The organism is Roseivivax jejudonensis, assembly GCF_900172265.1.
Classification (GTDB): domain Bacteria; phylum Pseudomonadota; class Alphaproteobacteria; order Rhodobacterales; family Rhodobacteraceae; genus Roseivivax; species Roseivivax jejudonensis.
The window spans coordinates 36,213-55,889 of sequence record NZ_FWFK01000010.1 but is presented as its reverse complement, the minus strand read 5'-3'; the positions used below and the strand labels follow the sequence as shown (position 1 = coordinate 55,889).

Sequence of the window (19,677 nt, the reverse complement as noted above, 5' to 3'; positions counted from 1 at the left end):
ACAAGGCGATACATGTGCGGGAAAAGTGGCAGCCCGTAGGGGAATCGAACCCCTCTTTCCAGGTTGAAAACCTGGCGTCCTAACCGATAGACGAACGGGCCGCGCTTGGCGTGGGGCGGTGTCTAAGAAAAAGCGCAGACCCCTGCAAGAGGTATTTTCACGATTTTCCGCCTGCCCCCTGGTCAGGCCGGCGCGGCATCCTCGAGCCGGAGTTGGGCCCTGCGCGCACCCTGCCACGTATTGATCTCGATGCGCCCCGCGAGGTGGAACCGCGCCCCGCCATGGGCCAGAAGCGCGGGCCCAAGCGGCCCATCGAACGCGCCGAACGCGATCGCGCCGAGCGACGCGCCGAGACCGTCGCCGATGGTCAGTCGCAAGTGGCTGTCGCCCACGCGCTTGGCGAAAGATATCGACGCGTCCGGAATGGCGAAGCGCGGCGCCGCGGCCCCGGCGCCGAACGGCCCGGCCTGCTCCAGCGCCTCGATCAACTCGACGTTCGCCGCGCCGGGCATCAGCATGGCGTCGAGCCGAAGGTCGGCCGCGCCGCCCTGCCCCGCACCCTGCTTGCCGAGAAGCTCGGAGAGCCGCGCCATCGCCGGCTCAAGCTTGTCTCTCGCGACGGTCAGCCCGGCCGCCATGCGGTGCCCGCCGCCCTTGTCGAGCAGCCCCTCTGACGCGAGGCGCTGCACGCTTGCCCCGAGATCGACACCGGCCACCGACCGGCCCGAGCCCTTGCCCGCGTCGCCGTCGAGGCCGATCACCACGGCCGGACGGTTCGTCAGTTCCTTGAGCCGGGAGGCCACGATCCCGACGACACCCGGGTGCCATCCCTCGCCGGCCGCCCAGACGAGCGGCGCATCGAGGCCGCGCTCTTCGGCCTGCACCAGCGCCGCGGCCCGCACAGCTGCCTCGACCTCGCGGCGCTCCGTGTTGAGCGCGTCGAGTCGGTCTGCCATTGCCCGCGCGGTCTGCGGATCGGTTTCGGCAAGAAGCCGGGCCCCGAGGTCCGCCTTGCCGATCCGGCCGCCGGCATTCACGCGCGGCCCGAGGACGTAGCCCAGGTGATAGCTCGACGGCGCCGAGTCGAGCCGCGCGACATCCGACAGGGCGACGAGACCGGGGCGCGTGCGCGCCGCCATGACCTTGAGGCCCTGCCGGACCAGCGCGCGATTCACGCCGCGCAGCGGCGCCACGTCGGCGACCGTCGCAAGCGCGACCAGATCGAGCATCGACATCAGGTTCGGCCCCTCGCGGCCGGCCGCGCGCATCTGGCGCCCGGCCTCGACCAGCATCAGAAAGACGACGGCCGCGGCGCAGAGATGCCCGAGGCTGCCGTCCTCGTCCTGCCGGTTCGGGTTCACCACGGCCAGCGCGTCGGGCAGCGTCTCTCCGCCGAGGTGGTGATCGAGCACGACGACGTCGGCGCCCCGTGCGGCGGCAATGGGACCGTGGCTCAGCGTGCCGCAATCGACGCAGACGATCAGGTCGTGCGTCCGCGCAAGTTCTGCCATCGCCGCGTCGTTCGGTCCGTAGCCCTCGTCGATCCGGTCCGGGATGTAGAGCGTCGCGGCCTGCCCCTGTTGGCGCAGCCAGTCGATCAGAAGCGCCGCCGATGCCCCGCCGTCGACGTCGTAATCGGCGAAGATCGCGATGCGTTCGGCCCGCGCGACCGCCGAACAGACCCGCGCGGCAGCCTCTTCCATGTCGCGCAGGAGCCGCGGATCGGGCAGAAGGTCGCGCAGCGTCGGCGCGAGAAAGCCCGGCGCCTCGGCCGGCGGCACGCCAAGCCGGGCCAGCGTCGCGCAGAGACCGGGCGCGAGGCCGGTTTCCTGTTCGAGCCGTTCCCCCGCGCGGGCGGATTCGGGATCCGGGCCCACCCAACGCCGTCCGGTGAGCGATCGCTCGATCCCCAGATAGGCCACACCCGAGTCGGCGTCTCGTCCGCTGTCCAGCATGCCTGCCCCCGTGCCTTGGCGGGCCCGGCCTCTCGTGGCGGTGCCGGTGTCCCTGCTGCACGGTCGAGCCTACGCGAAAGATCGGTCCGGCGCCAGCGGGGAGCGCCGAAAATTTGCTTCATCTCGCGCGGGCGCGGAGTGCTGCCACCAGATATGGTGGCAGCGTCTGGTCAGCGTGTCGGGTTGCGGTAGGTCATGCGGCGCACCGACCCGGTCTTCGAGCGCATCAGGATCGTCTCGGTCGTCAGGTAGCCGACCTCGCGCTTGATGCCGGGCACCAGCGAGCCCGATGTGACGCCCGTGGCCGCGAAGATCACGTTGTCGGTGACCATGTCGTCGCGCGAATAGATGCGGTCGAGATCGCTGATCCCGGCCTTGTGGGCGCGGCCGCGCTCGTCGTCGTTGCGGAACAGCAGCCGGCCGTAGATCTGGCCGCCCATGCACTTCAGCGCGGAAGCGGCAAGCACGCCCTCGGGCGCGCCGCCCGACCCCATGTACATGTCGATGCCGGTGGTCCCCGGCTCGGCGGTGTGCATCACGCCGGCGACGTCGCCGTCGGTGATCAGGCGGATCGCCGCGCCGGTGGCGCGCACCTCGGCGATCATCTCCTCGTGACGCGGACGCTCGAGGATGCAGACCGTGATCTCGCCGGGCTTGGCGCCCTTGGCCTTGGCCAGCGCCATGACCCGTTCGGCCGGGCTCATGTCGAGCGTGACAACGCCATCGGCATAGCCCGGGCCGATGGCGAGTTTGTCCATGTAGACGTCCGGCGCGTGCAGCATCGTGCCGCGCGGGCCCATGGCGATCACCGTCAGCGCGTTCGGCATGTCCTTGGCGGTCAGGGTCGTGCCCTCGAGCGGATCGAGCGCGATGTCGACCTCGGGGCCGGAGCCCGCGCCCACTTCCTCGCCGATGTAGAGCATCGGCGCCTCGTCGCGCTCGCCCTCGCCGATGACCACGGTGCCGCGGATGTCGAGGCGGTTGAGCTGCTCGCGCATCGCGTTGACCGCGGCCTGATCGGCCGCCTTCTCGTCGCCGCGGCCGATGAACTCGGCCGAGGCAATGGCGGCCTGCTCGGCCACCCGTGCCAGCCCGAGGGAGAGCATACGGTCGTTGAAATCCTTGGGCGCGGCCATCTCGTACTCCGGTCTGGGAGGCATTCACGGGTTCGCGAGACCTCTACCCCGGGCCGCGCGCGGGGCGCAAGCGCAGGCTCGGTCGGTGAGACCCGGGTGGCGGGGTCCGGATGCGAGGGGCCAGCCCCTCGCGCTCCCCGGAGTATTTCGGCCAAGAAGAAGGAGGGAGGCGGTGCAGCGCGGGGGTTCACCGGCTGCGGAGGGCGGCGCGGAGCGCGAGACGGTCGACGTCGCGACTGGCCAGGAGCGCGCCCGAGATGACCGCGCCAAGCGGGAAGAAGGCCGCGTCTTCGGCATCGTCGGCGGCCACGGGATCGCCCGAAGCGGCGTCGCAGAGGACGGCGTGGAGCCGGTAGCCGGGCGCGACATGGGTGATGTCGAACTGCCCGAGCGGCTGGAGCGCGCGGGCGCGGAGGCCGGTCTCCTCGCGGAGTTCGCGGATCGCCGCCGCCTGCGGATCCTCGCCGAGCTCGAGCTTGCCGCCGGGAAAGCCCCAGAGGCCGGCATCGGGGCGGTTGCGGCGGCGGACGAGAAGCGTCGCCCCGTCGCGGATCACGACCGCGAGGGCCGCGCGGATCGGCGTCCTAGACACGCTCGATGCGCAGCGCCACAGGTTCGCCGCGCACGACGCCGGTGGCGCGCATCGCCTCGATCGCCTGATCGAGCGCGCCGCGGGTTGTCTTGTGGGTTACGATGAGCACCGGGGCGGCGTCGGAGGAATGGCCGTATTGCCGCATCCGGTCGATCGAGATTCCCGCTTCGCCGAGCGCGGTCGCCACCTTGGCGAGCGCGCCGGGCCGGTCGGCGAGCGCCATGCGCAGGTAGAAGCTCGCCGGTGTCGCGGTGCGCGCCGGCGTCGCCGCCACGAGCGAGCCCGCCGATTGCCCGAAGGTCGAGACGCGGAAGCCGCGGGCGAGGTCCATGACATCGCCCATCACCGCGCTGGCCGTCGGCCCTTCGCCCGCGCCGGCGCCGCGCATGACGATCTGGCCGACCTGGTCGCCCTCGATCACCACCATGTTGGTGCCGCCGTCGAGTTGCCCGAGCGGCGAGGACGCCGGCACGAGGCAGGGCGCCATGCGCTGTTCGAGGCCGCGACCGGTCATCCGGCAGACGCCGAGCAGCTTGATCTTGAAGTCCATGTCGGCGGCCTGGCGGATATCGTCGATGGTCACCCGGCCTATGCCTTCGAGCTCGACCGCGTCGAAGGCGACCTGCGTGCCGAACGCGATCGACGAGAGCAGTGCCAGCTTGTGGCCGGCGTCGATCCCGCCGACATCGAGCTCGGGATCGGCCTCGAGATAGCCCAGCGCGTCGGCCTCGTCGAAGGCCTCCTGGTAGGTCAGGCCCGCGCCTTCCATGCGGGTGAGGATGTAGTTGCAGGTGCCGTTCATCACCCCCATCACGCGGGTGATCTCGTTGCCGGCGAGGCCCTCGGTCAGCGCCTTGATGACGGGGATGCCGCCGGCGACCGCGGCCTCGAAACGCAGGATCGCGTCGTGTGCCTCGGCCCGTTCGGCCAGGGCCTGACCGTGATGGGCGAGCATCGCCTTGTTGGCGGTCACCACGTCCGTGCCGGAGTCGAGCGCGGCCTCGGTGGCGGCCTTGGCCGGCCCGTCGGCGCCGCCCATGAGCTCGACGAAGACATCGACGTCGTCGCGGCGGGCAAGCGCGACGGGATCGTCCTCCCAGGCGTAGTCCGAGAGCGAGACGCCGCGATCGGTGTCGCGGTTGCGCGCGGAGACGGCGACGATCTCGATCGGGCGGCCGGTGCGCTCGCGCAGGAGGTCCGCCTTCTGGCGCACGATCTTGACCACGCCCGCGCCGACCGTGCCGAGGCCGGCGATCCCGAGGCGCAGGGGAGTGGTCATGGCGTGCTCCTTGTTCGAACGAGAGACTGGCGCGGCACCGCCGCGCCGCGCGTCCTCGTAGCCGGTCCGGAGAGCGCCTGCAACGGGCCGCGCGCTCAGCCCTCGGCGGCCTGAGGAGCGTCTGCACGGACGCCGCGCGACAGCCGATCGCGGGTCGGGGCGTCGATGACCGGCCCGCGCAGCGCGTCGGCCCGGGCGCGCAGCGCGTCGGCCCGGGCGGTGACCTCGGCCTCGAGCGCCGGGGTCGCGCGCGGCGGCTGCTGTGCCAGCAGCGTCCCGATCGGCACGAGATCGGGATAGGGCGCGGTCGCCACGTCGGCGCTTTCGGCGGCGTCGATCTCGGGGAAGGTGGCGCAGCCGGCGAGCAGAAGCGCGCCGGCCGAGAGCCCGGTCAGGGCGCGGCGCGGACCGGCGGTCACGGGCCCGCCTGGATCGTGCGCAGGTATTCGACGAGCGCCACGAGCCGTCGCGGCGTCGGCGTCTCGATCCCGTCGCCCGAGTCGTAGGGCACGGTGTCGCCCGCGAGGAGCTCGCCGAATTCCGGCATCACCGGCGCAACGGAATCGGCCTGGATGTAGCCGTCGATCTTCGACAGGACCGCGGCGGTCGGGAAGGTGCCGCCGTTCTGGGCAGCAAGACGCGTGAGGTCGGCCGGCTGCCGCGTCATTTCGGATGCGAGACGGCCATCTCCGCGCCCGGACGCCCCGTGACAGAGCGCGCAGTACTCGGTGTAGATCTGTGCGCCTTCGGCGGCGACGGGCATCGCGCCCGCGTCGCCGCGTTCGGGCGATGCGTCGTCGCAGGCGGCCAGGAGCACGAAGAGACCGGCAAGGCCGGCGATGCGGATGCGCATGGGTTCCTCCGGAGCGAGCGGCGTTCACCTCCGTGTCTGCCCGTTCGACCGCCGGTTGGGCAAGTCCCTTCGATGTCGCGCGCGGCCGGCACGTGTCGGCGCGGGATCGCCCGGGCGGGATCGCGCCGAAACGCCGCCGGCCGGCGCGTCACTCGATCCGCAGATCGGAGAGCTGCGCGTCGATGCGTCCGTCGGTGTCGTCGCTGTCCGCCGAGACGGCCACGCCGACGAGTGCCCCCGGCGCGCCGCCGAAGGCGCGCGCATGATCGGCGGCGAGATCGACCGCCTCTTCCGCGTCTCCGGTGCCGGCCGGGCGCAACACGACGGTGCGGCCCCGCGCGCCGAGATACGGGCTTTCGAGCATCTGGCCGGCCTCGTGCGCGCCGCCCCAGACATAGACCAGCACCCGCGCGCTGTCCTCGTCGAGAAGGCTCACCACGTTGCTGCCGCGAAGTTCGGCGGCGCGGTCCTCGGGCACGAACATGAAGTAGACCGCGATGTTGCGATCATCGCCGCCCTTTTGCGCGAGGTCGGTCGCGGCGACGCCTTCGGAGACTTGCCAGCGCCAGCGTGCGGCCCGCGCATCGGCGAGACCGGGGTCGAGCTCGCGGTAGGCCAGCGACACCGAGTCCTCGGACACGACGCGCACCGCGTCGCCCTCGAAGGTGTAGTCGTTCGACGGGCCGAAGAGCGTGAGCCGCTGCGTCTTCCAGCCGGCATCGAAGGGCACCGACCCCGCGAGCGCCGCGGCCGCCGGGGCCAGCGCGGCAAGACACAGGAGGATCGAAGGCAGGCGCATGGAGGACTCCGTCTCGGTTTCCGCTCAGTAGCTAGCGCGGGGCCCGTGCCTGTCGCGATCCCGGGCCGCAGGCCCGATCAATCCGGGGTCACATGTCCCTGATCGAGCGTCACCCGTCGATCCATCCGCGCTGCAAGCTCGAGGTTATGGGTCGCGATGAGCGCGGCAAGGCCGGTATCGCGCACCAGATCGAGCAGCCCGGCGAAGACCCGGTCGGACGTGTCGGGATCGAGGTTGCCGGTCGGTTCGTCGGCGAGCAGGAGCCGCGGCCGGTTCGCCATCGCGCGGCAGAAAGCGACCCGCTGCTGCTCGCCCCCCGACAGCGCGGCGGGGCGGTGGTCGGCGCGCGCGGCCACGCCCACGCTGTCGAGCAGCGCGCGCGCCCGGCTCTCGGCCTCCGCGCGCGCGGTTCCGTCGGCCAGTTGCGGCAACACGATGTTCTCGAGCGCGGTGAATTCGGGCAGGAGGTGATGGAACTGGTAAACAAAGCCCACGTCGGCGCGGCGGACGGCGGTGCGACGGCGGTCGCCGATTCCGGTCATGTCCTCGCCCGCGATCGCCACTTGCCCCTCGTCCGGCGTGTCGAGAAGGCCCGCGATGTGCAGGAGCGTCGACTTGCCCGCGCCCGACGGCGCGACGAGCGCCACGACCTCGCCCGGTCGGACGGCCAGGTCGACACCGCGCAGCACCTGGACCTCGCTCGGCAGCCCGTGGTTGTAGTCCTTGGAGACGCCCGAAAGGCGCAGAACCGGATCACTCATAGCGCAGCGCCTCCACCGGGTTCATCCGCGCCGCGCGGCGCGCCGGAAAGATCGTCACCACGAAGGACAGCCCGAGAGACAGCGCCACAGCCGACAGCACGTCGGCCAGCTGAAGCTCCGCCGGCAGCGCGTAGATGCCGCGCACGGCCGGGTCCCAGACCCCGCCGCCGGAGACGTAGTTCACGAGCGAGAAGATCGGATCGATGTAGATCGCGAAGAGACAGCCGAGGATCGTGCCGGCGAGGGTGCCGAGGATCCCTGTGAACGCTCCGCAGATGAAGAAGACACGCAGGACCGCGCCTTCGGTCAGGCCCATCGTGCGCAGGATGCCGATGTCGCGGCCCTTGTTCTTGACCAGCATGATGAGCCCCGAGACGATGTTCATCGCCGCGATCAGCACGAGAACCGACAGGATCACGAACATCACGTTGTCCTCGATCTCCAGGGCGCGCAGGAAACCGCCCGACGCATCCTGCCAGGTCCAGGCGTAGGCGTTGTCGCCGGCGGCGGCGAGGATCTCTGGCACGCGCCGATCGACCGCCTCGGGATCGTCGATCATCACCTCGAGTTCGTCCGCCGCTCCCTCGCGATTGAAGTAGAGCTGCGCCTCCTCGAACGGCATGTAGACCCGCGTCCGGTCGATGTCATAGCGCCCGGCCGTGAAGACGTAGGCGATCTCGTAGGCCTTTACCCGCGGGCTGGTGCCGAAGGCGGTCTTCACCCCGTCGGGCGAGATCAGGCGGATGCTGTCTCCGACACCCAGATCGAGATCGCGCGCGATCCCCGAGCCAATTGCGATCCGTTCGCCGCCGAAGGCGTCGATATCACCCGAGGCGGTCTCCGGATCGGCCACGCGCGGGATCGTGGCGAGGTCCTCCGGCGCGATGCCGAACACCTCGACCCCGGCGTTGCGGCCGTTCGCGGTGCCCATGACCTGCCCCTTCACGAGCGGCGCCACGCGGGTCACGCCCTCGACGCCGCGCACGCGGTCGGCCATCTCGGCGTATTCGGGGATCGAGCGGTCCACGCGGCCCGTCTCGGCGTCGCGGACGCCCCCCGAATAGACGGTCACGTGCGCGTTCGCCCCGAGGATCGTGTCGACGAACTCCGTGCGGAAGCCCGAGCGCACCGCGAGCGTCGCGATCAGCGCGAACACGGCGAGGGTGATCCCGACGAGGCTGATCCACGTCATCACGCTGACCCCGCCCTCGGCCCGCTTCGCGCGCAGATAGCGCCAGGCGATCATCCATTCGAACGGGGCGAAGGGCGGCGTGCGGCGGGCCATGGCGATCCTCTCGGTCAGCGCGGACCTCCGGGCCCTGACGCGCGGCGATAAGTGACGGCTCGGAACGGACGATGCAAGCCGCACGCGGCGTTGAAACGCCGCCGGCCCCCCTTAGCTCGTGACGCAACCCAAGGAGACACTCATGGCCCACATCCTCGTGATCGGCGCGAGCCGCGGAATCGGCCTCCAGACCCTGAAGCGCGGGCTGGAACTCGGCCATCGGATGCGCGGATTCTCGCGCTCCGCCGAAAAGATCGATATCCAGGACCCGAATTTCGACGCGGTGTCCGGCGACGCCACGAAACCCGAAGACATTCGCAAGGCGCTGGACGGCGTCGATGCCGTGGTGATGACGCTCGGCATCAAGGAAAGCGTGTCGATGATCTGGAAGCAGGTCACGCTGTTTTCCGAGGCGACGCGCGCCCTCGTCACCGCGATGGAGGAACAGGGGCCCGACCGCCTCGTCGCACTTACCGGGATCGGAACGTCCGAGAGCATCGAGGCGCTCTCGACGATCGAGCGCATGGGACACTCGTTCCTCTTGGGCGAGCCTTACAAGGACAAGACCCGGCAGGAGGAGATCATCCGCGCCTCCGCGCTCCGCTGGACCTTCGCCCGGCCCGTGATCCTGACCAACGGAAAGCGTACCGACGGGTACAAGGTGCTGACGGACCCCAAGGACTGGCGCATGGGGATCATCAGCCGCGCCGACGTTGCCGATTTCCTAGTCCGCGCGGCGACGGACGACAGCCTTGTCGGTCAGGCCCCGGTCCTGACTCGCTGAGACCCTGCGCCACGCACGACCGCACATGTTGCCCGACAATGCGCGTTGGTGTCAGATCGGACGCGACACCGCGCCGGCGGGGCTGGGCCCCGAGTGGGCGACCCATTCGGCCCCATCGACCGGCCCGCAAACGGAGCGCCCTCATGGCCCTGTTTCCGATCCTGACCGAACAGCGCATCAAGGATGCGATCGATGACGGCGCGTTCGACAACCTCGAAGGCGCCGGCCAGCCCCTGCCCACCTCGGAGTGGTCCGGGCCGGACGATCCGGTGACGCTCTTCGGGTATCGCCTGATGGCCGAGGCCGGCGCGGTGCCCGAAGAGCTGCGCCTGCGGCGCGCGCTCGAGGACGCCCGCGCGAAATGGCGCAAGAGCGAGGATCCGCAGGAGCGGGAGCGACTCATGGCCGAGATCGCGGAACTTGGAATGCGCCACGGCCTCGCCGTCGAGCAGCGTCGACGCGGACGCGGCTGAGCCCGCCCCTTGCTCCGCGCGTCGGCCCGCGCGACACTTCGGCCATGACCGGACACGGACCCCGCCTTACCCCGCTCGCCGCGTCACTGCCGGCCGACGTGCCCTTCGTCGGACCCGAAGTGCAGGAACGCGATCTCGGACGCGCATTCCGCGCGCGCATCGGCGCGAACGAAAGTGCCTTCGGCCCCTCGCCCGGCGCCATCGCCGCGCACGGTGCCGCTGCCGCCGAGATGTGGAAATATCCCGAAGCGACGAATCACGCGCTGCGCCACGCGCTGGCCGAACACATGGGCGCGGCACCGGACCAGGTCATCGTCGGCGGCGGGATCGACGGCCTGCTTGGCACGCTGGTGCGCTTGACCGTCACTCAGGGCGACGCCGTCGTGACCTCGGACGGCGCCTACCCGACTTTCAACTACCATGTCACCGGCTTCGGCGGGGACCTTCACAAGGTGCCGTTCCGGGACGATCGCGAGGACCTGCCCGCCCTCATGGCCCGCGCGGCCGAGACCGACGCGAAGCTCGTCTACCTCTCCAATCCCGACAATCCGATGGGCTCTTGGTACGATGGTGCGACGATCGAGGCTGCGCTCGACGCAATTCCCGACGGGACACTGCTCGTGCTTGACGAGGCCTACGTGGAATTCGCGCCGGCCGGCACCGCCCCCCGCATCGACCCCGAGGATCCGCGCGTGATCCGCATGCGCACGTTCTCCAAAGCCTACGGCATGGCCGGAGCAAGGGTCGGCTACGCCACCGGCGCGCGCGGTCTGATCCGTGCCTTCGACAAGGTGCGCGACCATTTCGGCATGGCCCGGCCCAGCCAGGAGGCCGCGCTGGCCGCCCTCGCCGACCAGGGCTGGCTGACCGAGGTGATTGCCCGAACCGATGCCGCCAAGGCGCGCATCGCCGCGATCGCGCAGGACGCCGGCCTCGCGCCGCTGCCCTCCGCCACGAACTTCGTCGCCATCGATTGCGGCGGCGACGGCCGGTTCGCCCGCGCCGTTCTGCAGTCGCTGATCGCGCGCGGCGTTTTCGTCCGGATGCCCTTCCGCCCGCCGCAGGATCGCTGCATCCGCATCGGTGCGGGCCTACCGGACGAGCTCGACGTGCTCGCGGCCGAACTGCCGGCCGCGCTCGCGGACGCGCGCGAAAGCAGCACCGCCTGACGGGTCTTTCCGTGCCGCGATTCCGCGTTAGGATCAGTGTCAGCGCCAGACGGGAGATCCGAGATGGAGCAACGCGGACGCGCCCCGGACTACACCAACGCCGCTCTCGCCATGGGTCTGGTCAATCTGATCTGGATCTTCGGCGTGATCTGGGCGCTCTTCGGCCTGCCTGTCGTGCTTCTGGTCGGGTGGGTGCTGAACCGGGCGATCACCCGGCTCGCCGCGCGCCGCAGCTGACCCATCACATCAGACGTCGCGCGCAACCACTTGATGCGAAACACGATTGCCCGCTGCGGATCACGCCCCGGCAATCACCTCCGCGGCCGCCGCGACGCCGCCACGGCCATGCGGGATGTCGAGCGCGCCGAGCCCGGCCTCGACCACGCCCAGAAGGCCGAGAATCATGTGCGCGTTGACGTGGCCCATGTGACCGAAGCGGAAGAAGCCGCGTCCGTCGGGGTCGCCCTCCTCGCTCATGCCTATCCCGAGGCCGAGCGTCACCCCGGCCTGGGCCGCCGTCCACTCGCGCAGACGCGCGCCGTGCGGGCTTCCGATACGAAGCGCGGTGACCGCGTGGCTGCGATGCCGGGGCTCGGCGACGTTGAGAGACAGCGGGCCGCCCTCGCCCCACACCTCGGCCGCTGCCCAGATCGCCCGCGCGAGCGTGGCGTGACGGGCCCAGATCGCCTCGATCCCCTCCTCGGCGATCATGTCGAGCGCGGCGCGCAGGCCGTAGAGGTGGTGCGTCGGCGCAGTGCCGCCGAAATACTGGTAGAACGCCGCCGGATCCGCGCGCGGCGCCCAGTCCCAGTAGCGCGACACGCGCGGCATCGCGCGGCGCGTGTCGGCCGCGCGCTCGTTGAAGAACAGGAACGACAGCCCCGGCGGCACCATCAGCCCCTTCTGCGAGCCCGTCACCGTAAGGTCCGCGCCCCAGAGATCCATCTCGTAGACGTCGCAACCCAGCGACGCGATGCAATCGGCCATCAGGAGGGCGGGATGGCCAACCTCGTCCAGCGCGCGGCGGATCTCGGCGATGTCCGAGCGCAGGGAGGTGGAGGTATCGACGTGTACTGCAAGCACCGCCTTGATGCGCCGGCCCTGATCGGCCGCGAGAGCCTGCCGCACCCGCTCCGCGTCGATCGGCGTCTTTCGTCCGAAATCGAGAAGCTCGATCTCCAGGCCCAGCGCGTCGGCCATTTCCGCCCAGCCATGACCGAACCGACCGGTTGCGCAGACGAGCACACGCTCGCCGGGCGCGACGGTGTTGGCGAGCGCCGCCTCCCACGCGCCGTGGCCGTTGGCGATGTAGATCGCCACTTGTCCCTCGGTGCGGGCGACGGCGCGCAGGTCGGGAATCATCCCCGCCACCATGTCTGGCAGCGCGCCCTCGTAGATGTTTGGCGCGGCACGGTGCATCGCCTGCAGGACGCGGTCCGGCATGACCGACGGTCCGGGAATCGCGAGGTAGGGACGGCCGTGAGCGAGCGACATGGGGCGGACCTCCGGGAAACGCGCCCCTTGAACCGGCGGCGCCGGCGCCCAACCTACGAATGCCGCCGCCGCCGTCAACGCGCACCCTATCGCCGGGTCGGATCGCGACGGCAGGCCGACGTCGGCGGAAACGCCGCTTTTCCCGGGGCCGCCGCTCCGGTAGACCCCGGCAGACCGTTTGAGGACCGCCACGCGATGCTCGCCAAGCTCTGGGATCGGATCGAGACCGCCGAGCGCCGTTTCCGGCGCTCGTTCGGGCGTGACATCGCGACACCCCGCGGCCGCGTAGGCGCATGGGTGCATTACCACGTGTTCGACCATGCCTTTCTTCGCGCGTTCTGGACGAACTTTCACGAGGTCGCGCCGGGCGTCTATCGCTCCAACCAGCCGACGCACCGGCGGTTCGAGAAATATGCCGCGATGGGCATCCGCACCGTCATCAACCTGCGCGGCGAGGACCGCTTTTCCTACTATCTCTTCGAGAAGGAGACCTGCGACAAGCTCGGGCTCGTTCTCGTCGATGCAAAGCTGATGGCCCGCCAGGCAGCCCGACGCGACCGGATCGTCGCTGTGATCGACGCGATCCGCGATGCCGAACGGCCGCTCGTCTTCCACTGCAAATCCGGGGCGGACCGCACCGGCTTCGTCGGCGCCCTCTACCTGCTGATCTTCGAGGGCGCGTCGATCCACGAGGCCAAGAAACAGCTCGGCATCCGGTACATCCACCTCGACTGGACCAAGACCGGGATCCAGGATTACGTGATCGATGTCTTCGCCGCCCGCCAGGGCTTCGGCACCATCGGGTTCGAGGACTGGATCCGCAACGAATACGACCACAAGCGGCTGCAGAAGGCGTTCGATCGCCGCCTGCCGCCCAAGGACGCGGCGAAGCCCGCCGCGGCGCTGCCTGCATGACGCGCGACCCGCTCGGCGAAGACGCACCGGACACCTCCGCCCGCGAACGCGCGAGGCTCTTCGCGTGGCTCTGGCGGCACTACTTGCAGCCGCACTGGCCGCTGATCCTCCTCGCCGTCACGTTCATGGCGATCGAGGGCGCGATGTTCGGCGCGCTCAGCTACATGATGAAGCCGATGTTCGACCGCGTCTTCGTCGGCGGCAACGCCGAGTACGTGCCGCTCGTCGCCCTCGCCTTCTTCGGGATCTTCGCGCTCCGCGCCGTGGCGAGCGTGATCCAGAAGGTCGTGCTTTCAAAGGTGAGCCAGGAAACCGTGTCGGCGCTCCGGGTCGACATGATCCGCCACATGATGACGCTCGACGGCTCGTTCCATCAGTCGTTCTCGCCCGGCTACCTCATGCAGCGCGTGGAGGGCGATGTCGGCTCCATCACAAAGGTCTGGCGCGCGCTCATCACCGGGGCCGGCCGCGACGTGATCGCCCTCGTATCGCTCTTCGGCGTGGCCTTCGCGATCGACTGGCGGTGGACACTGGTCGCGCTCATCGGCGCGCCGCTCCTCGTGGCGCCGGCGCTGTTCCTGCAGCGCTTCGTTCGCGGCAACGCGCGGGCGGCGCGCGACGTGGCCGCCGGGCTGTCGACGCGGCTGAACGAGATCCTGCACGGCATCGTCCCGGTCAAGCTCAACACGCTCGAACGCTACCAGGCCGAGCGCTATCGCAACCTTACCCGCCGGCGCATCCGGACCGAGGTGCGCTCCTCGGCCGGGCAGGCCTCGATCCCCGGGCTGATCGACATCATGTCCGGCCTCGGCTTCGCCGGCGTGCTGCTCTACGGCGGCGGAGAGATCCTGTCCGGCGACAAGACGGTCGGCGACTTCATGGCCTTCTTCACCGCGATCGGCCTCGCCTTCGAGCCGCTTCGCCGCCTTGGCGCGGTGTCGGGGGTCCTGCAGGTCGCGGCGGCCGGACTCGAACGGATCAAGCAGATCTTCGACCTGCGCCCCGAGATCGCCGATCCGGCCTCCCCGCGCGACGTGCCCGATGGTGTGCCGGACGTGGTGCTTGAGGACGTCCACGCAGCCTACGGCGATGCTGCCGTGCTGGAAGGTGTCAACCTGACCGCCAAGGCGGGCGAGATCACCGCGCTCGTCGGGCCCTCGGGCGCCGGCAAGTCGACGGTGTTCAACCTGCTCACCCGGCTCGTCGACCCGCATGCGGGCCGCGTCAGCATCGGCGGTGTCGGTGTCGACGAGATGCGCCTGAAGGACCTGCGCCGGCTGTTTTCGGTGGTCAGTCAGGACGCGCTGCTGTTCGACGAGACCCTGCGCGAGAACATCGTGCTCGGCCGAACCGATATCGACGATGACAGGCTTCAGTCCGCGCTCGAAGCCGCGCACGTGACCGACTTCCTGCCGCGCCTGCCGCACGGATTGGAAACACAGGTCGGCGCGCGCGGCTCGAACCTCTCGGGCGGACAGCGTCAGCGGGTGGCGATCGCGCGTGCGCTTCTGCGCGACACGCCGATCCTGCTCCTGGACGAGGCGACCTCCGCCCTCGACGCCGCGAGCGAGGCGGTCGTCCAGGATGCGCTGGACCGGCTCGCCCGCGGGCGCACGACGCTCGTGATCGCGCACCGCCTGTCGACGATCCGCGACGCTGACAAGATCGTCGTGATGAAGGACGGCCGCGTCGTCGAGGAGGGCACGCACGAGAGCCTGCTGGCGCGGCGCGGTGTCTACGCAGATCTCCACCGGCTCCAGTCCGAAGACGGCTGACCCCCTGTCGCTCCGTTCTGCGGCTTGTTACATAAGAGTTCCTGTTTCGACCGGAGCGGAGACGATGACAGATCTCGACCGCCGTGTGCTGCGCCTTTCCGGGCCCGAGGCCGCGGACTTTCTCCAGAATCTCGTGACGAACGACGTGAACGGCCTCAGCGACGGGCTCGTTTACGCCGCCCTGCTCACCCCGCAGGGCAAGTATCGCGCGGACTTCTTCCTGGTGCCCGACGGCGCCGACATCCTGATCGACGTGGCCGAGCCGATTGCCGACGATCTCAAGAAGGCGCTGATGCTCTACAAGCTTCGCTCGAAGGTCGCGGTCGAGGAGACGGGCATCGTTCCCGCCCGCGGCACCGGGCCCGCGCCCGAAGGCGCGTTCACCGATCCGCGCGCCCCGGGCCTCGGCTGGCGCGCCTACGACGGCCGCGCCTCGGAAGAGGGCATCGACTGGGCGGGCCTGCGCGTCGCGCACGCCGTGCCCGAAAGCGGAATCGAGCTGACGCCGGAGACCTTCATTCTCGAAGCCGGCTTCGAACGCCTGTCGGGTGTGGACTTCCGCAAGGGATGCTACGTGGGCCAGGAGGTGACCGCGCGCATGAAACACAAGACCGAGCTCAAGAAGGGGCTCGCGCGCGTCGCGGTCGATGGCACCGCGCCCGTCGGCACCGACATACTCGCCGGCGAGAAACGCGTCGGCACGCTCTTTACGCAAGCCGGCGGCGCTGCGCTGGCGCATCTGCGCTTCCCGCAGGCGACGTCCGAGATGCGGGCCGGCGATGCGGTCGTGAGGTACGAGGCATGACGATCGACACCCTTCCCCCTGCCCTTCTCGACGCCTTCGGCGGCAGCGTCGCCGAGATCCGGCCGCTCTCCGGCGGTGACTTGTCGGACGTGGCCTACGTCAAGCTCGACACTGGGCGCGAACTCGTGGTCAAGACCGGTCCGCTGGTGCACGTGGAAGCGCGCATGCTGTCGGCGATGGCGCTTCTGCACGCGCCCGTTCCGGAGCTGCTGCATACCGAGCACAAGTTGATCTGCCTCGACTATCTGCCCAAGGCCGAGGCGACGCGCGAGACCTGGCGCGGCTTTGGCGAGGATCTCGCGCGGATGCATTCGTGGGACGGCGGCCATTACGGCTGGTCCGAGGGCTATGCCTTCGGCTCCGTGCCGATTCCCAACGACGCGACCGACACCTGGCCGGAATTCTGGGCCGAGCGCCGCCTCCTGGCCGATCCGGGCGCCCTGCCCGCCGACGTGGCGCGACGAGTGGAACGGCTTGCCGCGCGTCTGCCGGAGCTTCTGCCAAAAGAGCCGCGGGCGAGCCTCCTGCACGGCGATCTGTGGGGCGGAAACCTTCACTTCACCGAGCAGCGCGCCATGATGATCGACCCGGCCGCGTATTACGGCCATGACGAGGTCGACCTCGCGATGCTGACGCTCTTCGGTACACCCGATCAGGCGTTCTGGCGCGGCTACGGCAAGCTCGAGCCCGGCGCCGAGGACCGCCGCCCAATCTACCAGCTGTGGCCTGCCATGGTGCATCTGCGCCTGTTCGGCGGCGGTTACCACGCGATGGTCACCGGGCTTCTGGACGACATCGGCGTCTGAGTCGGAACGAAACAGGGCGCGGGGAACCCCCGCGCCCTGCGCCACGCTCAATGACGTCGCGTCAGCGTGTCATGCGCGTTCGGCGTATTCCATCGTTTCGGTGTTCACCACGATGTCCTCGTCGGGACCGACGAAGGGCGGCACCTGGACCTTCACGCCATTGTCGAGAACCGCCGGCTTGAACGAGTTCGCAGCAGTCTGCCCCTTCACCACCGGCTCGGTCTCGACGACCGTGCAGGTGACCTTCTGCGGCAGCGTCGCGTTGAGCGCCTCGCTCTCGTAGAACTCCACGACGATCGTCATCCCGTCCTGCAGGAACGGGCGACGCTCCCCGAGGATGTCCGCCGGCAGTGTCACCTGGTCGAAGGTCTCGGCGTCCATGAACGTCAGCAAGCCCTCGGATTCAAAGAGAAACTGCATGTCGCGCTGTTCGAGCCGGACCCGCTCGACCTTGTCCGCGGAGCGGAAGCGCTCGTTCAGCTTGGAGCCGTTTCGCAGATTGCGCATCTCGACCTGCGCGAAGGCGCCGCCCTTTCCGGGCTTGACGTGATCGACCTTCACCGCGGCCCAGAGGCCGCCGTTGTGCTCGAGAACGTTGCCGGGGCGGATCTCGTTACCGTTGATCTTGGGCATGTGTCGAAACCGTGGCCAATGCTTGATTGCAAACTGGCTGCGCCTATATCTTGCTGATGCTGCGCCTGCAAGACAACCAGATCTCGTATAGCTTTTGTTCGAGACATGCGCTGCCTGCAGAGGAGCCATGCATAATCGGGGTATGAGAATCGCGTCGGATGTCCCATAACGCCCCTCACGCCCGGAAATACAAGACCAATAAGCAAGGACGCACTTCATGCGAGATTTCGTGGATGGGACGGCGTTCAACGCCGAACAGGGCAATCGTGCCCGCAAACTGTTCGCTGCCGTTGTTCTCGCCGCTCTCGACGATGCCATTGCCGACGACAAGAAGTACGGCAACGGCCCTGAACAGATCGCCCGCTGGGCGCGCTCGCGCGATGGACGCGAAGTCCTGACCTGTGCCGGAATCGACCCCAACGAGCGGGTCGTGTCCGGTCTGATGGAATTCGTGTCCAAGGGCGTGCGCACCTCTGTCGCGCTGTCGCGCGAAGAGAGCGAGCGTCGCAACGCCGCGCTGCTGGCGGAGGCTGCCCAGGCAGCCTGAAACGATCTTCCGGCCCGACCGGATGAAAATGGCGCGCCTTCGGGCGCGCTTTTTTCATGTTTTGGGAAGGGCGGCGTGACGCGCCGGCGGTCCGCCCTCAGTCGGCGTCGTAGCCCGCCAGCGCGCGGTTGATCTCGCGCCGCACGAGCTTGCGCACGTTGCGCGTAATCCGCTCGCCCAGCATGCCCTGAAGCTCCTGGCGCACGATATCCGCCACGACCTCTCGCAGCGCGTCCGCGTCGAGCGGCAATGCGGGAACGTCAGGCGACGTCGTCGTCGCGGGCCGTGTCTCCTGCGGCTCGAGCCGTTCGGGCCACGGGCCGGGCACGGTCACGCCGCGTTCCTCGGGCGCGCGCCGCGGGGCGCGCGGCGTCGGCTCCCAGTCCGCATCGGCCTGTGCGATCATCGCCTCGAGCTCCGAGATCTTGTCCTCGAGCGACAGCGTGGGTTTCGCCCGGTCCTGCGCCTCGGCCGCCCGGCGGATGCTGAACGGCACGGGGCGCACGTCGGATGCGGGCGCGTCGGTCGCCGGTTGCGCAGCCTCAGGCGCGCCATCCGCTACCGGCCCGGAGGCGTTCAGAACGTCAGGCTCCGTCACGCCGGCGAGATCCCTTTCGGATGCCGCGGCGCCATCGTCGTCCATCTCTGCGCTGCGCTCCGGAGCATGATCGGTCGCCGCCGCGGCCACGTCGCGCGCGGCGGCCTCCACGACATCCTCGATACGCACGTCACGCGGATCGTCGTCGTCGTCGCGGTCATCCACCGATTCGGCCGCAATTGCGGCGTCGGGCGTCGTGTGCGCATCGGCACCGGTATCCTCGGGCGCCGGGTCTTCTGCCTCAGCCGCCTCATCGCGCGGCGCGTCCGGCACTGGCGCGACCGATTGCGCGCGTCCCAGCCGCAATGGTGGCATCACCGCCGGTCCGGCATCGTCGCTGTCGGTCTCCGCGTCGGGGTCGTCATCGGCGTCGGCGTCGGCGGGTCGCAGCGACAGACGCGACGGCGCCCTGCTGTTGCGCACAGGCTCGCGCGCCGTGTCCGCCGCGGGCTGTCCCGCGGCCGCGTCGGTCCCGTCCTCGTCCTCGCCCTCTTCGTACTGCGCGGGCGCGAGCGCCGCGGCCACTTCCCGTTCCACCAGCGCACGAAGATCGAAGGAATCAGCCTTGAACGCGACGTGGTCCGCGCGGTCGTTCGCAGCGGTTCGGTCCGTATGCCGTGGCGTTTCCGCCTCGGGCGCACTCACCTCGTCGCGGAGCGAACGCAGCGGCTGTTTCGGGCGCCGCGGCGTCACGAACTCGAGGGCCGGATCGGGATCGTCGTCGAAATCGAAGGGTGCCGGCGCCGGGGGCGCCTCTGCTGACGCCTCGCGCCGTTCATCGGGCATGTCGTCGGCGTCGTCGACCGGGTCGGACCTTTCGGCGCTGCCGTCGATCACCCGCTGCTGCGGCGTGAGCACGAGAGCGTCAGGCGACGCCACGGGCTTGGCCCGCTCGCTGCGGAGGGGCGCACGCCCATCCTCCGACACGAGACGCCGGATCGAAGACAGAACGTCCTCGATTTCCGAATGCGAAGGGTGATTTGTCATCCGGGTACCACTCTCACCTCAGCGCCAGAGA

The 19,677-nt window shown here is 69.8% G+C and carries 21 protein-coding genes and 1 tRNA gene; 9 read left to right on the top strand and 13 right to left on the bottom strand.

Annotation, left to right across the window (positions count from 1 at the left end; translation table 11 throughout):
- Positions 1–26: 26 nt before the first annotated feature.
- From ROJ8625_RS20010 to ROJ8625_RS19965, 10 genes are all read right to left on the bottom strand, one after another.
- Positions 27–101 (bottom strand) — tRNA-Glu (locus ROJ8625_RS20010).
- An 81-nt stretch (positions 102–182) separates the two neighbouring features.
- The gene (gene recJ / locus ROJ8625_RS20005) at positions 183–1,955 is read right to left on the bottom strand and encodes a single-stranded-DNA-specific exonuclease RecJ (protein ID WP_370738494.1); all 1,773 of its coding nucleotides are present in this window, start codon (positions 1,953–1,955) and stop codon (positions 183–185) included.
- 170 nt (positions 1,956–2,125) lie between these two features.
- Entirely contained in the window at positions 2,126–3,091 is a 966-nt protein-coding gene (glpX, locus tag ROJ8625_RS20000) for a class II fructose-bisphosphatase (RefSeq protein WP_085793702.1), read from the bottom strand.
- 187 nt (positions 3,092–3,278) lie between these two features.
- On the bottom strand, positions 3,279–3,683 hold the full coding sequence (locus tag ROJ8625_RS19995; RefSeq protein WP_268794712.1) for an NUDIX hydrolase: 405 nt from the start codon (positions 3,681–3,683) through the stop codon (positions 3,279–3,281).
- Positions 3,676–4,962: a homoserine dehydrogenase gene (locus ROJ8625_RS19990; protein ID WP_085793700.1), complete on the bottom strand. Its 1,287-nt coding sequence runs from the start codon at positions 4,960–4,962 to the stop codon at positions 3,676–3,678. Before ROJ8625_RS19990 ends, ROJ8625_RS19995 begins: the two co-directional genes overlap by 8 nt.
- A 95-nt stretch (positions 4,963–5,057) precedes the next feature.
- Complete coding sequence (locus ROJ8625_RS19985; RefSeq protein WP_200813348.1) at positions 5,058–5,381, bottom strand: hypothetical protein; 324 nt, start codon at positions 5,379–5,381, stop codon at positions 5,058–5,060.
- The gene (locus ROJ8625_RS19980; protein ID WP_085793699.1) at positions 5,378–5,815 is read right to left on the bottom strand and encodes a c-type cytochrome; all 438 of its coding nucleotides are present in this window, start codon (positions 5,813–5,815) and stop codon (positions 5,378–5,380) included. Before ROJ8625_RS19980 ends, ROJ8625_RS19985 begins: the two co-directional genes overlap by 4 nt.
- A gap of 148 nt (positions 5,816–5,963) precedes the next feature.
- Entirely contained in the window at positions 5,964–6,614 is a 651-nt protein-coding gene (locus ROJ8625_RS19975; protein WP_085793698.1) for a DUF3047 domain-containing protein, read from the bottom strand.
- A gap of 77 nt (positions 6,615–6,691) precedes the next feature.
- On the bottom strand, positions 6,692–7,375 hold the full coding sequence (locus ROJ8625_RS19970) for an ABC transporter ATP-binding protein (RefSeq protein ID WP_085793697.1): 684 nt from the start codon (positions 7,373–7,375) through the stop codon (positions 6,692–6,694).
- Positions 7,368–8,660: a lipoprotein-releasing ABC transporter permease subunit gene (locus tag ROJ8625_RS19965; RefSeq protein ID WP_085793696.1), complete on the bottom strand. Its 1,293-nt coding sequence runs from the start codon at positions 8,658–8,660 to the stop codon at positions 7,368–7,370. The genes ROJ8625_RS19970 and ROJ8625_RS19965 overlap by 8 nt, the downstream gene beginning before the upstream one ends.
- Before the next feature lie 142 nt (positions 8,661–8,802).
- On the opposite strand from ROJ8625_RS19965, the gene ROJ8625_RS19960 reads away from it, so the two are divergent.
- The 4 genes from ROJ8625_RS19960 (at position 8,803) to ROJ8625_RS21240 (ending at position 11,323) form a co-directional block, all read left to right on the top strand.
- Positions 8,803–9,444: an NAD(P)-dependent oxidoreductase gene (locus tag ROJ8625_RS19960; RefSeq protein ID WP_085793695.1), complete on the top strand. Its 642-nt coding sequence runs from the start codon at positions 8,803–8,805 to the stop codon at positions 9,442–9,444.
- Between the two features lie 143 nt (positions 9,445–9,587).
- Complete coding sequence (locus ROJ8625_RS19955) at positions 9,588–9,917, top strand: DnaJ family domain-containing protein (protein ID WP_159456827.1); 330 nt, start codon at positions 9,588–9,590, stop codon at positions 9,915–9,917.
- Positions 9,918–9,961: 44 nt separating this feature from the next.
- A complete protein-coding gene (locus ROJ8625_RS19950) occupies positions 9,962–11,086 on the top strand; it encodes a pyridoxal phosphate-dependent aminotransferase (protein ID WP_085793693.1) in 1,125 nt (374 codons plus the stop codon).
- A gap of 63 nt (positions 11,087–11,149) precedes the next feature.
- Positions 11,150–11,323 (top strand): hypothetical protein, encoded by a 174-nt coding sequence (locus ROJ8625_RS21240; protein WP_200813347.1) that lies wholly within the window; start codon positions 11,150–11,152, stop codon positions 11,321–11,323.
- 60 nt (positions 11,324–11,383) lie between these two features.
- Here the strand turns inward: ROJ8625_RS21240 and ROJ8625_RS19945 are convergent, their stop codons facing one another.
- Positions 11,384–12,580 carry a pyridoxal-phosphate-dependent aminotransferase family protein gene (locus tag ROJ8625_RS19945; protein WP_085793692.1) on the bottom strand — a complete coding sequence of 399 codons (1,197 nt, stop codon included), beginning with the start codon at positions 12,578–12,580 and terminating at the stop codon, positions 11,384–11,386.
- Between the two features lie 195 nt (positions 12,581–12,775).
- Between ROJ8625_RS19945 and ROJ8625_RS19940 the strand changes: the two genes are divergently transcribed.
- From ROJ8625_RS19940 to ROJ8625_RS19925, 4 genes are all read left to right on the top strand, one after another.
- On the top strand, positions 12,776–13,495 hold the full coding sequence (locus ROJ8625_RS19940) for a tyrosine-protein phosphatase (protein WP_085793691.1): 720 nt from the start codon (positions 12,776–12,778) through the stop codon (positions 13,493–13,495).
- Positions 13,492–15,270 (top strand): ABC transporter ATP-binding protein, encoded by a 1,779-nt coding sequence (locus ROJ8625_RS19935; RefSeq protein WP_085793690.1) that lies wholly within the window; start codon positions 13,492–13,494, stop codon positions 15,268–15,270. Before ROJ8625_RS19940 ends, ROJ8625_RS19935 begins: the two co-directional genes overlap by 4 nt.
- Before the next feature lie 64 nt (positions 15,271–15,334).
- Entirely contained in the window at positions 15,335–16,075 is a 741-nt protein-coding gene (gene ygfZ / locus ROJ8625_RS19930) for a CAF17-like 4Fe-4S cluster assembly/insertion protein YgfZ (protein WP_085793689.1), read from the top strand.
- A complete protein-coding gene (locus ROJ8625_RS19925; RefSeq protein WP_085793688.1) occupies positions 16,072–16,881 on the top strand; it encodes a fructosamine kinase family protein in 810 nt (269 codons plus the stop codon). Before ygfZ ends, ROJ8625_RS19925 begins: the two co-directional genes overlap by 4 nt.
- A gap of 69 nt (positions 16,882–16,950) precedes the next feature.
- Here the strand turns inward: ROJ8625_RS19925 and efp are convergent, their stop codons facing one another.
- Positions 16,951–17,514, bottom strand: coding sequence for an elongation factor P (gene efp / locus ROJ8625_RS19920; RefSeq protein WP_085793687.1), 564 nt, complete (start codon positions 17,512–17,514; stop codon positions 16,951–16,953).
- A gap of 217 nt (positions 17,515–17,731) precedes the next feature.
- On the opposite strand from efp, the gene ROJ8625_RS19915 reads away from it, so the two are divergent.
- Positions 17,732–18,061 (top strand): DUF6280 family protein, encoded by a 330-nt coding sequence (locus tag ROJ8625_RS19915; protein ID WP_085793686.1) that lies wholly within the window; start codon positions 17,732–17,734, stop codon positions 18,059–18,061.
- A gap of 97 nt (positions 18,062–18,158) precedes the next feature.
- Here ROJ8625_RS19915 and ROJ8625_RS19910 read toward each other — a convergent pair whose 3' ends face one another.
- On the bottom strand, positions 18,159–19,646 hold the full coding sequence (locus tag ROJ8625_RS19910; RefSeq protein WP_085793685.1) for a hypothetical protein: 1,488 nt from the start codon (positions 19,644–19,646) through the stop codon (positions 18,159–18,161).
- Between the last annotated feature and the right edge of the window lie 31 nt (positions 19,647–19,677).